At 52.9% G+C, this 14,101-nt stretch carries 15 protein-coding genes; 14 read left to right on the top strand and 1 reads right to left on the bottom strand.

Going from position 1 to position 14,101, the window contains the following annotated elements:
• Nucleotides 1–51: 51 nt before the first annotated feature.
• From BQ7364_RS03870 to deoC, 5 genes are all read left to right on the top strand, one after another.
• Entirely contained in the window at nt 52–765 is a 714-nt protein-coding gene (locus BQ7364_RS03870; protein WP_072683499.1) for a 16S rRNA (uracil(1498)-N(3))-methyltransferase, read from the top strand.
• A 3-nt stretch (nt 766–768) separates the two neighbouring features.
• Nucleotides 769–1,533, top strand: a complete 765-nt coding sequence (locus BQ7364_RS03865) for a hypothetical protein (RefSeq protein ID WP_139248551.1) — start codon at nt 769–771, stop codon at nt 1,531–1,533.
• A gap of 95 nt (nt 1,534–1,628) precedes the next feature.
• Nucleotides 1,629–2,930 carry a tRNA (N(6)-L-threonylcarbamoyladenosine(37)-C(2))-methylthiotransferase MtaB gene (gene mtaB / locus BQ7364_RS03860; RefSeq protein ID WP_229100638.1) on the top strand — a complete coding sequence of 434 codons (1,302 nt, stop codon included), beginning with the start codon at nt 1,629–1,631 and terminating at the stop codon, nt 2,928–2,930.
• Entirely contained in the window at nt 2,927–4,402 is a 1,476-nt protein-coding gene (locus BQ7364_RS03855) for a UDP-N-acetylmuramoyl-L-alanyl-D-glutamate--2,6-diaminopimelate ligase (protein WP_072683496.1), read from the top strand. Before mtaB ends, BQ7364_RS03855 begins: the two co-directional genes overlap by 4 nt.
• The gene (gene deoC / locus BQ7364_RS03850; protein ID WP_139248550.1) at nt 4,380–5,048 is read left to right on the top strand and encodes a deoxyribose-phosphate aldolase; all 669 of its coding nucleotides are present in this window, start codon (nt 4,380–4,382) and stop codon (nt 5,046–5,048) included. Before BQ7364_RS03855 ends, deoC begins: the two co-directional genes overlap by 23 nt.
• A gap of 206 nt (nt 5,049–5,254) precedes the next feature.
• Here deoC and BQ7364_RS03845 read toward each other — a convergent pair whose 3' ends face one another.
• Entirely contained in the window at nt 5,255–6,223 is a 969-nt protein-coding gene (locus BQ7364_RS03845) for a DMT family transporter (protein WP_200798756.1), read from the bottom strand.
• 60 nt (nt 6,224–6,283) lie between these two features.
• On the opposite strand from BQ7364_RS03845, the gene BQ7364_RS03840 reads away from it, so the two are divergent.
• From BQ7364_RS03840 to BQ7364_RS03800, 9 genes are all read left to right on the top strand, one after another.
• A complete protein-coding gene (locus BQ7364_RS03840) occupies nt 6,284–6,937 on the top strand; it encodes a cyclic nucleotide-binding domain-containing protein (RefSeq protein ID WP_072683493.1) in 654 nt (217 codons plus the stop codon).
• Nucleotides 6,938–7,195: 258 nt separating this feature from the next.
• Nucleotides 7,196–7,375 carry a 30S ribosomal protein S21 gene (gene rpsU, locus BQ7364_RS03835; protein WP_020223152.1) on the top strand — a complete coding sequence of 60 codons (180 nt, stop codon included), beginning with the start codon at nt 7,196–7,198 and terminating at the stop codon, nt 7,373–7,375.
• A gap of 221 nt (nt 7,376–7,596) precedes the next feature.
• Nucleotides 7,597–8,562: a DUF6930 domain-containing protein gene (locus BQ7364_RS03830; protein WP_139248548.1), complete on the top strand. Its 966-nt coding sequence runs from the start codon at nt 7,597–7,599 to the stop codon at nt 8,560–8,562.
• Between the two features lie 126 nt (nt 8,563–8,688).
• Nucleotides 8,689–8,886 (top strand): YabP/YqfC family sporulation protein, encoded by a 198-nt coding sequence (locus BQ7364_RS03825; RefSeq protein WP_006060198.1) that lies wholly within the window; start codon nt 8,689–8,691, stop codon nt 8,884–8,886.
• On the top strand, nt 8,876–9,826 hold the full coding sequence (locus tag BQ7364_RS03820; RefSeq protein WP_072683491.1) for a sporulation protein YqfD: 951 nt from the start codon (nt 8,876–8,878) through the stop codon (nt 9,824–9,826). Before BQ7364_RS03825 ends, BQ7364_RS03820 begins: the two co-directional genes overlap by 11 nt.
• A gap of 17 nt (nt 9,827–9,843) precedes the next feature.
• Nucleotides 9,844–10,791 carry a PhoH family protein gene (locus tag BQ7364_RS03815; protein ID WP_072683490.1) on the top strand — a complete coding sequence of 316 codons (948 nt, stop codon included), beginning with the start codon at nt 9,844–9,846 and terminating at the stop codon, nt 10,789–10,791.
• A 3-nt stretch (nt 10,792–10,794) separates the two neighbouring features.
• On the top strand, nt 10,795–11,466 hold the full coding sequence (locus BQ7364_RS03810) for a response regulator transcription factor (RefSeq protein WP_072683489.1): 672 nt from the start codon (nt 10,795–10,797) through the stop codon (nt 11,464–11,466).
• Between the two features lie 15 nt (nt 11,467–11,481).
• Nucleotides 11,482–12,795: a sensor histidine kinase gene (locus BQ7364_RS03805; protein ID WP_072683488.1), complete on the top strand. Its 1,314-nt coding sequence runs from the start codon at nt 11,482–11,484 to the stop codon at nt 12,793–12,795.
• A 300-nt stretch (nt 12,796–13,095) separates the two neighbouring features.
• On the top strand, nt 13,096–14,043 hold the full coding sequence (locus BQ7364_RS03800) for a substrate-binding domain-containing protein (RefSeq protein WP_072683487.1): 948 nt from the start codon (nt 13,096–13,098) through the stop codon (nt 14,041–14,043).
• Nucleotides 14,044–14,101 lie beyond the last annotated feature (58 nt).

Genomic DNA, 14,101 nt, shown 5'->3' with positions numbered 1-14,101 from the left:
TTTTCATTCCCTTCCGGCCTGTTTTCTGGTAAAATAAAGCACGGTGATAACATGCAGCAGATATTTATACAACAGAAAACCCACGTCGGAAGCGTGATCGAACCGGATCCGCAGCAGCGCCATCATTTACAGCGTGTCCTGCGGATGAAGGAAGGGGAAACGCTGCGCGTGATCGACGCGGAAGGCACCGTTTTTTGCGGCGTGCTGGACGGCGCGGGTCAGATTCAGATCACAGAACTGCTGGACGAGGACCGCGAGCTTCCGGTAACGCTGACATTAGTCGCCGGTCTGATCAAAGGCGAGCGCTGGGACTGGCTGCTGCAGAAATGCACGGAGCTGGGCGTCAGCCGGATCGTTCCGTTTCAATCCAGCCGCACGGTCGTGAAGCTGGAACAGGATAAAATAGATAAAAAATTAGAGCGCTGGCAGAAGATTGTTCAGGAAGCCAGCCAACAATGCAAGCGTACGCAAAGGCCGCAGGTGTGCGCACCGATCGAATTGGCCGACGCCGGCGCGTGGCGGAGCGAGCAGAACTTCGTGGCGTATGAAGATGAAGCTTTGCACGGTGGTTTGCTGAGCGCTCAGCTGGAAAAGGGCCGCAGCGTGACGCTGGTGATCGGCCCGGAAGGCGGTTTCAGTCCGGCTGAGATTGAAAGGCTGCAGGCACAGGGCTATCGCTGCTGCTCGCTGGGCAAACGGATTCTGCGGGCGGAAACGGCGGCAGTGGCGGCGGTCTGTCTGGCTGGAGCCGTGCTGGAGGGTTAAATGATGAATCCGAAAATGATTAAAATTCTGCGCAAAGGCAACGATCGGGAATTTCTGAAACTGAATGAGGTCCGCAAGGAAACCGCGCGCATCAACGCCCGGCTGAAACCCTATCAGCTCGATCGTCCGGTAAAAACGGCGCGGGATGTGTATACGCTGAGCATTCTGGAAGAGGGCTTGAAAAACAAGCAGAAGATTGAGGAACTGTACGAACAGACGCGGACGGAAATGCTGGATATCTGGGAGATCATCGATTATCCCAAACGCAATGAATTTGTACGGCCAAAAATTCAGGCCGCGATTGCGGACATGAAGAAGTTTACGGTTGAGGACAAGCTGGTGATGATCCCATTCTTCGATCCGCTGATCAACGCGCTGTACGATCACGAAACCGCGGTGCTGGAACTGCCGCAGTTTTTCAAAATGGTCAAAAGCTTTGCGGATAAGATCGTTGATCCGTTAATCTATGGACGACTGCCCTACGACGCGGGCTTTGCCTCGCCGCAGGTGATTTTTCAGAATGAGCAGGGTTTCGCGGTTTACGAGGGCCGCGTGCACTGTCTGGAAGTTTTTGCGTTTGACGGCACGGAAACCGAGCTGCCGCTTTCGCTGGTCTGTACCGGCGAAAAGCTTGATCCCGCTCAGGGCGCGCCGCTGGCGGCCGCGGTGCTGAGTCAGGATCCGCTTCAGATCCGCGATGCGTGCTGCGCCAGCGGCTATATCCTGCCGAAACTGAAATCAAAAATCGCCCGCATTTCAAGGCCGTAAGGCCTTTTCCTTTGGCAGGGTGAGAATGACCGCTAAAAGACTACCTCCGGGGTTAAAAGTTTGGTATAATATCCATCATGGAAGGGGACGAATTCATGGCGAGTGTCGCAATTTCAACGTTGGGCTGCAAAGTCAACGCCTACGAGTCGGAAAGTACCGCTCAGGCGCTGCGGCAGCGTGGCTATCAGACGGTGGACTTCAAGGAGAAAGCCGACGTTTACATCATATTTACCTGTGCGGTGACCAATACCGCCGCCAGCAAGAGCCGGCAGAAAATCCATCAGGCCCGCAGGCAGAACCCGGACGCCCTGGTGTGCGCTGTGGGCTGTTACGTCCAGATTCAGGCGGAACAGATGTGTGAGCAGGAAAAGATCGACATTCTGGTCGGTTCCAGCGGCAAGGACAAATTGCCGCAGCTGATCGACGAAGCGCTGCGCCAGCGCCGCGAGCCGATTGTCGAGCTGCATGACGTGCGGACGTCCGCCGAGTTTGAAATGCTGCCGCTGGATGAATTTGAACATCAGACGCGCGCGTACTTAAAGGTGCAGGATGGATGCAACCAGTTCTGCGCTTACTGCATCATCCCGTATGCCCGCGGCCGGGAGCGCTCGCTGCCGTTGGACGAAGCGCTGAAGGAAGCGCGGCGGCTGGCGCAGAAGCATAAGGAAATTGTTCTGGCCGGGATACATACCGGCCGGTATGGGAAAGATAGAGACACCAGCCTGTGCGAATTGATCCGCGGGATGTGTCAGATTGAACCGCTGGAGCGAATCCGGATTTCGTCGATCGAGATTACAGAGATCACTGATGAGCTGCTGACGCTGATGGAAACGCAGCCGAAGATCGCCCGGCATCTGCATATTCCGCTGCAGGCGGGCTGCGACGCCACGCTGAAACGGATGGGCCGGCCGTATACGACGGCGCAGTTTCTGGCGCGGGTGGAAGAAATCCGCAGCCGGATTGACGGAATTTCGATCAGCACCGATCTGATCGTTGGTTTTCCGCAGGAAAGCGAGGCGGAATTTGCCGCAACGATGGCCTTTCTGAAGCAGATCCACTTCAGCTTCATCCACGTCTTCCCTTTCTCCCCGAAAACCGGAACCCCGGCGCAGCGGATGAGCGGTCAGGTTTCATCGGAGGTGAAGAAGCAGCGGGCCCATCAGGTTGGCGAATTCTCCCGCAACAGTTATTACGCGGTAAAAAGCAGCTGGATCGGTAAGGACGTCGACGTAATTATCGAAACCTGTGAAAACGGCGCTGCGTTCGGACACAGCAGCGAGTATCTGCCGGTGCAAATTGAAGGCGAGTTTGCCAGCGGACAACGGATTGTGGCCCGCTGTACACATATGATCGGGGATCAGCTGGCAGCGCAGGCACAAGGAGGTCAGGAAAAATGAAATTATCCGCATTGTTTGACAACGCTCCGGACATTGAAATTGAAAATCTGATGGTGGACAGCCGCGATGTGCTGCCCAATTCCATCTTCTTCTGTATTAAAGGGATGATCCATGATGGTCACCGCTACGTCAACGCGGCCGTGAAAAACGGCGCGGTCTGCGTCGTTCACAGCGAGGATATCAAGCGCAACAACGCGAATGTCGTTTACATCAAGGTGCGCGACGTCACCGCCGCACTCAATCAGGTCGCGGCCTGCTTCTATGGCTATCCGTCAAAGAAGATGGTGGTCTACGGCGTGACCGGTACTAATGGCAAGTCGTCAATCGCCTGCATGATCCGCAACCTGCTGGATCCGATCTATGCCTGCGGCTACATCGGTACCATTTCGATTGAGTATGGCGACACGAAGCTGCCGCCGTTACTGACGACCCCGGACATCGTGCCGCTGCAGCAGATTCTGCATGATATGGCGGAAGACGGGATGAAAGCCTGCGCGCTGGAGATCAGCAGCATCGGTCTGGAACAGCACCGCACGGACGGCGTGGACGTCGACATCGCGATTTTTACGAATCTGACGCATGATCATCTCGATTATCACGGGACGATGGAGAATTACTTTGAAGCGAAGAAACGCCTGTTCGACCAGCTGAAGCCGGATGGCACAGCGATTACCAACAAGGATGATCCTCACGGCATGGCGATCGTCGCCGATTGCCCCGCCCGTGTTGTGACCTATGGCGTGCTGGAAAAAGCGGATTATGAAGCGAAGGATATCCAGCTCAACGCGGACAAAACCATCTTTACCTTAGTTTATAATGGCCATGAATACCCGGTCCAGACCAATCTGGTTGCGATGTTCAATCTGTATAACCTGTTGGCGGTGATCGCCGCGCTGCATGAGGGCGGTTTGCCCATGGAACAGATTCTGGAACAGCTCAATACGATTCCGCAGATCGAAGGCCGGATGGAACGGATTGAAGAAGGCCAGCCGTTCAATATCATCGTTGACTTCGCGCATACTCCGGACGGCCTGGAACAGATCTTCAAGTTCGCGTCCGCGATCACGCCGAAGGAGAAACGAATCATTTCCGTGTTTGGCTCCGCGGGGAAGCGGGATACGAAGAAACGACCGGTTTTCGGTCAGCTTGCGGATAAATATTGCGACCTGATTATCTTAACCGAAGACGATCCGCGCGACGAGGATCCGATTCAGATCGCTGAAGAAATTGCTTCGGGTATTCAGAAGACCAACCGCATTATCATTGAAAGCCGCTATGACGCAATCCGTCAGGCGGTGGAAGTGGCCAATGTCGGAGATACGATCCTGATTTTAGGCAAGGGCGACGAAACCTTTATTTACCGGGAATTCGGCCGGGAACCGTGGATGAGCGATCCGGCGGCGGTCCGCGACGCCCTGCGCAAGTATTATTTTGAAACGGAGGAGGAAGATGAAGATGAAACCGTTGAATAAGTACATTGATCACACTCTGCTAAAACCTGCCAGTACCCGCAGCCAGCTGGAAAAGCTGTGTTCCGAAGCCCGCGAACATGATTTCGCGACCGTCTGCGTCAATCCCTGCTGGATTCCCTTCTGCAAGCAGCAGCTGGCAGGCAGCGACGTCAAGGTCTGCACCGTCATCGGCTTTCCGCTGGGCGCGATGACCAGCGAAGCCAAGGCGTTTGAATGCCGCGACGCGATTGAAAAAGGCGCGGATGAAATTGACATGGTCATCAACATCGGCGGCGTGAAGGACGGCGATCATGACGGCGTTGTCCGGGATATCAAAATGGTCCGGGAAGCGGCGGGCGCACATACGCTGAAAGTCATCATTGAAACCTGCCTGCTGAGCGATGAAGAAAAGGTCTTCGCCTGCAAGGCCTGCATGGAAGCCGGCGCGGATTTCGTAAAAACCTCGACAGGATTTTCTACCAGCGGCGCAACGGTGGAAGACGTGCGTCTGATGAAACAGACGGTCGGCGATGTCTGCCAGGTGAAAGCGGCCGGCGGCGTGCGCAGCTTTGATGATTTAAAGGCAATGATCGAAGCGGGAGCCGACCGGATCGGAACCTCCAGCGGCGTCGCGTTGCTGGCGGGCCAGGAAGCCGCGGGGTATTAACCGCTGCTCTTGGAATTCGTAAAAAAGAAAAATAAAAAACCGGCACTGCCGGTCAACGAAGAGGAAGCTGAAAACTTCCTCTTTTTGCATGCAAAGAAGATTTTAGAGGTGTCTGATTATATCATCCAGCATAAAATCTCGAGTTGTTCCATGAAATAAATCAATTTTTAACCTGTTTCTCTTTTAAGCCATTCTGGTATTCTTCTTCAATCCGTTTTGTTTCTGCCACACTTTCCTGACGCTTTTGTTCTTTTGCAAGGGTTAATGCGATCCGCGGCCATGTAGACAACAACGCCGAAAGCAATGACAAGCCCACCGTAAAGAGAGGCATCAGAACAGGAGAGCCCCTGCATACTGTCTAAGATAATTCCCGTAAATATCTGCGCAATAAAGACCAGTGAGGTCAGCAAAAATGAAGAGAGTTTGGGAACAATGATGTTAAATAACATCACAACCCCCACACCCAGGACTCCGCCAAAATAAATCCAGGGTTGAGACGTTCCGCTTAACGGTGCTCTTTGGACAAGATCACTCCATTTCACGGTGGCTGCGGCGAGCAGTATTGTAATAGGAAGTCCGATCAGATGGTTGATCAGCGCGCCCTGCAGCGCTCCTGTTTTTTCTGCCAGATATGCGTTGATGGTTCTGGATAAGACCACGGATATGCCTGCGGCACACGCAATTCCAATCGCAACGACTGCATTTTCATCATCCAACATCATGAAGATTCCGAGAACTGAAAGACACAGACTGATCAGTGCTGATTGTGGAAACGGTCTTTTCTTCATCCCCAACAAACCCAGTTTATCAATGAACAAGGAGGCAATTGTCTGCCCCAGCAATCCCAGTGCAACGACGCTGGTTATACTCATCGACTCTGCCGCAATACATTGAAATACAGTAGTGCAGACCCCGATCGCTCCGCCCAGATAAATCCATTTTGGATGATGCGTCCACAGTGGCTTTTTTCCTTTTTTCAAAAGGCAGAGAGATGCGGAAGCCGTGCCTGCGATATGAATCAATATGGATGCTGAGAATACGCCATATTGTTTCGATAATTCTCCGTTTATTGAAACCATAATGGCTAATAGTATACCGTTAACCAGCGCTAAAATCGGATACAATTCAGACCACCTCTTTACTTCGAGAATAACAAAATTCTGTTTATCCTGCATAGGACATAGGTCATAGTGCTTTCAAACGCATTCGTATATAATTGATTTGAGGTGATTGATATGGAGAATATACCCCTTACTAAAGCCCATGAAAATAAGCTCGCAGAATATGGCCTGGAAAATGTTCCGCTTCAATCTTGCGGCTGCCTGCGTTTTGCGCCCGGGGAAAATGTTTGTCAAGAAGGTGTTTCCATGCCATGGATCCTCATTGTGATCAGCGGCAGTGCGAAGGTTTGCCGGACAACGCCCGACGGAAAAAGCTTGATTTTGTGTTATTACATTTCTTCCGGTCTGATTGGTGATATTGAACTCATGATGAGACAGAAAAATGCCACAACGACGGTTAAAGCGATCACCGCCCTGGACTGTATCGCCGTGAATTATCCGACATGTGCTGACGAATTATCAGTAAATCTTCGATTTCTTAATTTTTTAGGCGGCGAACTGGCAGCCAAGTTGTCTAAAAGTTCAGATAATTATACATTATCAGCGCTATGTTCCGGCGAGCATCGTCTATGTACGTACATCCTGCAAAATTCGCATAAAAATGTATTTAGTGATATTCTTACTGATGTTTCTGCCTCAGTGGGGATGAGTTATCGGCATTTGTTCCGTATTTTAGGCAAGCTTTGCCGCGATGGAATTCTGGAGAAGAGAGAAAGTGGGTACTACATTCTGAATAACATTGAATTAAAGCGACGTTCCTCTTTTTAAAAGATCGAGCATGATTCATCCCGGCTTCTGTTTCATCGGGTTCTTTTGAGATTGGGCTCTTTTTTAACAGGATGAATAAAAAGTGGGATCTGTCCGAATGAAAGCGCTGTCAATTTCGCAGCTGTGCAGTGCAGTCTTCCTGTAAGAAATAACGAATGAAAATTCTTGAAAAACATTCCTCAAATCGTTCCGAAAAGGTTGCTTTTTTCGGATGGTTTGGTTATAATATATCTGCTTGCATCAGAAGGGAGGGTAAGTATGCCAAGAGTTGTCTTAAAAGAGAACGAAGTATTGGATGACGCATTACGTCGTTTCAAGCGTCAGGTTTCTCGCAACGGAACCCTTGCTGAGGCTCGCAAAAGAGAGTTTTATGTAAAACCAGGCGTCCGTCGTAAATTGAAGTCGGAGGCTGCAAGAAAGGCTAGACGTTCAAAATAAAGAAGCGCAAGCTTCTTTTTTCGTAGGATGAGCTTTTCTGGCTGAAATGAGGACAGGCGGATGATCGCTGAATCCTTGAATCCTCAGTAACGGCCAGCGAAGGATCAAAGGGAAATCCGAAAGCAGTAAATTAAAGAACAGACTGAAATCAAAGCGGATCGGAAAAAGCGATCAGCGCGATGATGCAGGAAAGCATCAGAATGAAGGAGGAGACGGTCACAATGCAAAGTTCAACACAAGCACTCCAGCAGTTTAAGCGGGCCTTAGCACAGGTTTATCAGCAGTGGCGGGATAAGCAATGGGAAATGATGAACATCAAATTGGAGCTGCCGCTGTTTGACGCGCCGGTATGCGCTTCGTTTTTACAGATGGGCGAGGAAACGGTGCTGGAAATCTGTGATGACGACTGGGATCAGCTGGTCGGCAATTCGCTGGCCCAGGAGGATTCCTACCACATGGCGGTTCAGGCGTCGCGGCGGATCATGTGGCGGCCGTTTTGCGCGGAGGAAGCGGAGGTTGCTTTATTTCAGCAGGATGGACTGCAGGTTTTTATCAACGATATTCACTGCGGTCTGCTGGAGGTGCGTCCTTCCTCCCGCTGGATTGAGGAAACCCGGCTGCTCGTTGAAGCGCTGAGCGAAATCCTGGCAGCGTACAACGGTCCGGAAACGACGGATGAACAATGGGTGGAAGCGGCACGATTAAGTGATCAGAGCTGGCGTTTAGTGCCGAAAGAGGGCGCTGTGCGGATCGAAGGTCCAGCCTGTATGATCGACGAAGCGGCAGCCGACAAGCTCAGTCAGCTCAAGCATACGCGGGAAACCGCGCAGCTGGATGTGGTCAGCCTGCTCGATCCGCTGGAAGCGGAACATGGCACTGCGGTGGCGTTTCGGATGTTGGTGCTGGTGTGCTCCAACCGGCATCAGACACATATTGAATTCAGTTTCCGCAAACGGGAAGATTTGTGCACAGCATTGGTAGAAGCCCTGCGTGAATTTATCCTGATCGCCGGGATTCCTGCCCGCCTGCAGGTCAACCACGGGCTGTATGAATTCATTCTGGCCGATCTGGCGCAGCGGCTGGGAATCCGGATCGTTCATGTGGAGAATCTGATTCTGACGGAACAGCTCAGCGAAGAACTGGCGGCCGCCCTGTCGCCGCTGACAACTCCCGAGTCAATGAATTAGCGCGCTTTCGCCTCGTTGTCATTTTGATCTGACAGGATCATAACGCCTCAGCGTCCCTTTGCGGACGCTTTTTTCATGTTTGCCTGTGCTGGCGCATAACCTACATCAGAGGAAGGAGTGTGCGCGATGATCACAGTCAGTGAAAAACAGGCCATGATCGAAGACTTCGAGCGGCTGATCCTCGTCAGCCCCGAACAAATTATCACCGAGTCCAAACAGGGCAGAATGATCGTCGAAGGCAGCGGCCTTCATATCCGGGTGTTCAGCGCCGACGAAATCATTCTTTCCGGGCAGATCAGGCGGGTGAAGTTCGATGCGGAATAGACTGCCTTTTCTGTTCGGCATGGACTGCTGGCGGCTGAAAATACCGCTGACGTTTTTTCTCAATCAATGTCTGCGCCAGGATATCGAGGTCATGGAACTCAAGCAGACCCCGGAAGGGCTGGTTTTCTGGACGCCGGTGACGAGCCGGCGGCGGATCACCGGTTTGTTTCAGGACGCGGAATGTTTGCGGACCAGCGGCGTCACCGGTTTTTTGCTGCACCAGTTCCAGCAGCCGCTGCGGTTGTTTTCTGTTGCGCTGGCGGCGGCGCTGTGGATGTTTTATTCCCATTGCATTGTTCAGGTCAGCGTAACCGGAACGGATCCAACCCTGCAGCGCCAGATCGAGCAGCAGCTGGCGGAGAACGGCTATGCCGCGCCGTTTTTCACCGCCGATCAGAATCTGGCGGAAACGATTGAATTTCTGATCAAGGAAAGCTTTGAGGACCGGTTGGGCTGGACTGAGGTCATTCGCACAGGCTCGCGGCTGCAGCTTCAGTTTACGGATAAGGAATACGTTGAAACTCCGCAGCTGACCAACGATCCGATTTATGCGCAGAAGGAAGGCATGGTTGTGCGTTTTGACGTTCAGCATGGGGAGAAAAAGGTAAAAATCAACCAGATCGTTCACCCCGGGGATCTGTTGATCGACAATGAACTGAAAGATGCCTTTGAGGTGCCTCAACCGCTCTATGTCAAGGGCAAGGTTTACGGCTACACCTGGTACACCGTGGAAAGCTCGCTGTCAGATGCACCGGATTTCCCGCTGCATGACGCGCTGGCGTTTTTTCGTCTGTTGATGGACTGCCGCAGTCAGATCGCTGAGCAGCTGCAGGAGGATGAGAAAATTATCAAAGAAAATGTTTTACTTTTTGACAGGAATGCGGGTACAATAACGATGAAGATCCACTATACGTTACTGGAGGATCTGACACGACCTTAAATTCGAGGAGGAAAACCATGACCTATGTCCTGTCGATGGAACATCTGAGCGCGTCGGAAGCGGCTGATTTGATCGGCTACCAGGACCGCAACCTGAACTGCTTATGCGAACTGTATGGGGCGGAGATTGTCTTCCGCGACAATCAGTTTACGATCCGCTGCCAGGATCCCGAAGCGGTGGCGGAGATTCTGCAGGAAATGCTGAAGATGATCCGGCGTTCCCAACAGATCAGCGAGCAGGAAATCCGATACTTAGTCCGCACGCAGCGCAAGCAGCAGGCGGTCGATCTGGGCGATCTGAAGTCCAAGGTGCTGGCCCGCACCCATAGCGGCAAGGCGATATCGCCGAAAACCGAGGGTCAACGCAGCTTTATCGAAGCGATGGAAAAGAAAACGATTGTCTTCGCGGTCGGCCCCGCCGGCACGGGCAAGACCTATTTAGCTGTGGCCTACGCCGTCAGTATGCTGAAGAAAGGTGAGATTCACCGGATCATTCTGACCCGGCCCGCAGTGGAAGCGGGGGAGAGCCTGGGATTTCTGCCCGGCGATCTGAAGGAAAAAGTCGATCCGTATTTACGCCCGCTGTATGACGCGCTGCATGATCTGATGGGTGCGGAAACGACAGAGAAGCTGATCGAAAAAGGCACGATTGAGATCGCACCGCTGGCTTATATGCGCGGGCGGACGCTGGATGATGCCGTGATTATTCTGGACGAAGCGCAGAACACGACGCCGGCCCAGATGAAAATGTTTTTAACCCGGCTGGGCTTTCAGTCGCGGATGATCATCACCGGCGATGTGACGCAGGTGGATCTGCCGAAATCCCAGCGCAGCGGTCTGATGGACGCCGTCGGCCTGTTGAAAGGAATTGAGGAAATCGGCGTACTGCAGCTGTCCAGCGACGATGTCGTACGGCATCCGCTGGTGCAGAAAATCATTGACCGCTATGGTGAAAAGGGGGAATAGAGCATGCCGCGGATTCTTTTAATTGAGGATGAGGACAGCATCCGCCACCTGATCAGCTACGATTTGAAAAACGCCGGGTTTGACGTCACCGGCTGCTCAGACGGCGCCAGCGCCCGGGAAAAGGGGCTGAACGAAAGCTTTGATATCATGATCATCGACTGGATGCTGCCGGAAATCAGCGGGATTGAGCTGGTGCGGCTGTTCCGCGGCAAAGGTATTGACAGCGTCATGATGATGCTGACGGCGAAGGATGAGGAAGAAGACATTCTGGAAGCCTTCGAGGCCGGCGTCGACGATTACATCACTAAACCATTTTCCCCGCGCGAGCTTCTGGCGCGGATCCAGGCCCATGTCAAACGGATCGTCAAGACAAGCCGGCGGGTGCTGGAAATGGGTGGTCTGACGATGGATCTGGGAAGCCGGGAAGTGTCGGTCAACGGTCAGCCGGTCAGCCTGACGAAAAAGGAATTTGAGCTGCTGGAATATCTGCTTCGCAATCCGCAGATCGTCTTATCCCGCGATAACATTCTCAACGAGATCTGGGATTTTGATTACGACGGGGATACCCGGATCGTTGACGTCCACATTTTCAAGCTGCGCAATAAGCTGCAGGGCAGCGGTGTGAAGATTGCCTCCCTGCGCGGGGTCGGCTATAAACTTGAAGTCCAGGCATAAACGGCGGGGACAGGCATGAAAACGAGTGAAGCTCTAATTCTGATTGTCACCGTCGCGGGTCTGGCGCTGTTCTGCGCCCAGGGCTTATTGGAAGCCTGGAGCGCGCTGGTCTTGCTCGGACTGGTCGCGATGGCGCTGCTGTGGCACAGTCAGGACACATTGCGCGAAACGATGCGGACGAAAGAACAGACGTTAAAAACGCAGGTTCGCAGCTCGGCCAAGGATGCTTCGCTGAAGCAGCAGCAGATCATGACGATCCTGACGAATATCCCCTCCCCCTTAGCCATGATGGATTCCTATGGTCATCTGATTTTATACAATGAAGGATTCAGCCGGTTTCTGAGCGAAGAGGGTGAGGAAGAATTCACGTATCGCGACGAGCGGATTGCTCCTGAGGTGCAGTTGTTTCTGAAGGAAGCGTATTTGAGCGAGAATGCGATCGTGCGCAATCTGTGCTATAACAATGTCGACTTCCAGTGCCTGTCCGTGCCGATTCAGGAGAACGGTCGGTTTACCGGATGTCTGTTGGTGTTTCAGGATATTACGCAGGCGATGGAAAAGGAACGGATGCAGAAACGCTTCATCGCCGACGCGTCGCATGAGCTGAAAACACCGATTGCGGCGATCAAGGGAATGATTGAAATTCTGAACCGGGATGATTTTGATGATCCCAAGACGATGAAGGACTTTCATATCCAGATTGAAAAGGAAACAAAACGGCTGGAAATGATTGTCGCCGATCTGTTAAAGCTGTCGCGCTTATCCATGAGCACGCTGGCGCTGGAGCTGTCGCCCTGTGAGATCAGCGGACTGTTTGACAGTCTGATCAAGGAGGCTGCGCCGCAGGCAAAAAGTCAGGGTGTGATCGTGGAGGCGGAGGATCAAACGCACGAAACGTTCTGGCTGGATGAACAGAAAATCCATCAGGCGCTGGCGAATTTATTGAACAATGCGCTGGCGCACAGCCAGCCAGAGCATATCCGCATGCAGGCGCGGCGTCAGGACAGTTGGCTGGTGCTGATGGTCAGCGATGACGGCTGCGGGATCGACGCCAAACATCTGGATCGGATTTTTGAGCGTTTTTACCGGGTAGATAAATCCCGGTCCCGAGCCAGCGGGGGCAGCGGTTTGGGGTTGGCGATCGTCAAGGCAATCGTGAGCGCGCATCAGGGCGAGATTGAGGTTGACAGCGAGGTTGGCCGCGGAAGCCGCTTCGTCATCCGGCTGCCGGTTCGTTCTGACGCGGCGGATCACCCTTCGCCTGCGGAACATTCCTCACGCCCTCCAGAACCTTCGCCGCAGAATACAAACGCCGGCGCTTCAAGCTGAAAGCCAGCCAGAAAGATCGTCCTCAGTCAGGGATTCCCTGGCTTTTTTTTGTGCTTGTTTTTCGTTGGGAGCGGTGGATGGGAAAAAAAGGAATGTCCTGACAGGAAGCCTCCGTTTTTCAGCCTTGATTCATGATTTGGCAGCCAGCCTGCCGGCTGAAAGATGTTTTTCCATGTGGGGGAACAGAGAAAGGACAATGCTTTGGGTAATTTATTTTTTAACCGTTTCTTAACGCAAGCTTCATTTTCTGTTAATCGTAGCGCGGTAAACTGGGAACTGTTCAAGAAAGGGATGAATGAAATGAAGAAATTATTTGTATTCGTACTGACAGCGCTGCTTGTCGCTGGCTGCAGCACAGCACCCAAGACAGATCCAACAGAGGGAGGAACAGCTACGCCGTCAGCGTCCGCAGCCATCAACGTCTATACCCGCGACGCGACTTCCGGTACGCGGGAAGCGTTTGAAAAAGCTGGAGATTTTGCGGAACAGCTGACGTCCTCCGCGATTGAAGTTTCCAGCAACGGCGATATGGCGACCAAGGTCGGAGCGGATGTAAACGGCATCGGTTATGTGTCGCTGTCCACCGATTTTGCGGCCAACGGCGTGAAGCCGCTGAACTTTGAAGGCGTGGCGCCGAGCGAAGCGACAGTTCTGGACGGAACCTACGGGATGCAGCGTCCGTTTGCCTTCACAACCCGGGCGGCCGGTGACTATGAAAGTGCGGAGAAAGAACAGCTGATCGCAGCGTTCTTAGACTTCCTGCAGAATTCCACAGAAGGCATGCTGGTGGTGGAAAAGGCCGGCGGCGTTGTCGATAAGAGCCAGGGGAAAGCCTGGGCTGAACTGGCGGCGAATCATCCGATCGTCAACGAAGACAACTCGGCGATTACGATCGCGACCTGCGGTTCGACATCCGTGGAGAAAACGCTGAAAGCCGCGCTGGAAGCATTCCAGCCGTTGGCGGGCAACTTCCAGTTCACGATGAACCAGACCGGTTCGGGCGACGGCTACAAGCGCGTCCTCGGTTCAGAAAAAGACGGTGCTAACCGCGCGGATATCGGCTTTGCTTCGCGGGCTTTCAAAAGCGGCGAGGAAGACACATCATCGGCGATGGCTTCAGGTCAGTATTGCATTGATGCGGTGGTAACGATTGTCAATGAAGCGAATACGGCCGTTGCCAATCTGACGCAGGCTCAGGTTCACGATATCTTTACCGGCACGGTAACGTCCTGGGATCAGATTCAGTAATTTGTAAACGGGATGCGACCGCTTCCCCGGCGGATTTGCCGGCGGAGCGGTTTCGTTT

This window comes from Holdemania sp. Marseille-P2844 (assembly GCF_900120005.1).
Taxonomy (GTDB): Bacteria; Bacillota_I; Bacilli_A; order Erysipelotrichales; family Erysipelotrichaceae; genus Holdemania.
Note: the sequence above shows the minus strand (reverse complement) of the source record. Positions and strands in the feature narration are given on the sequence as shown.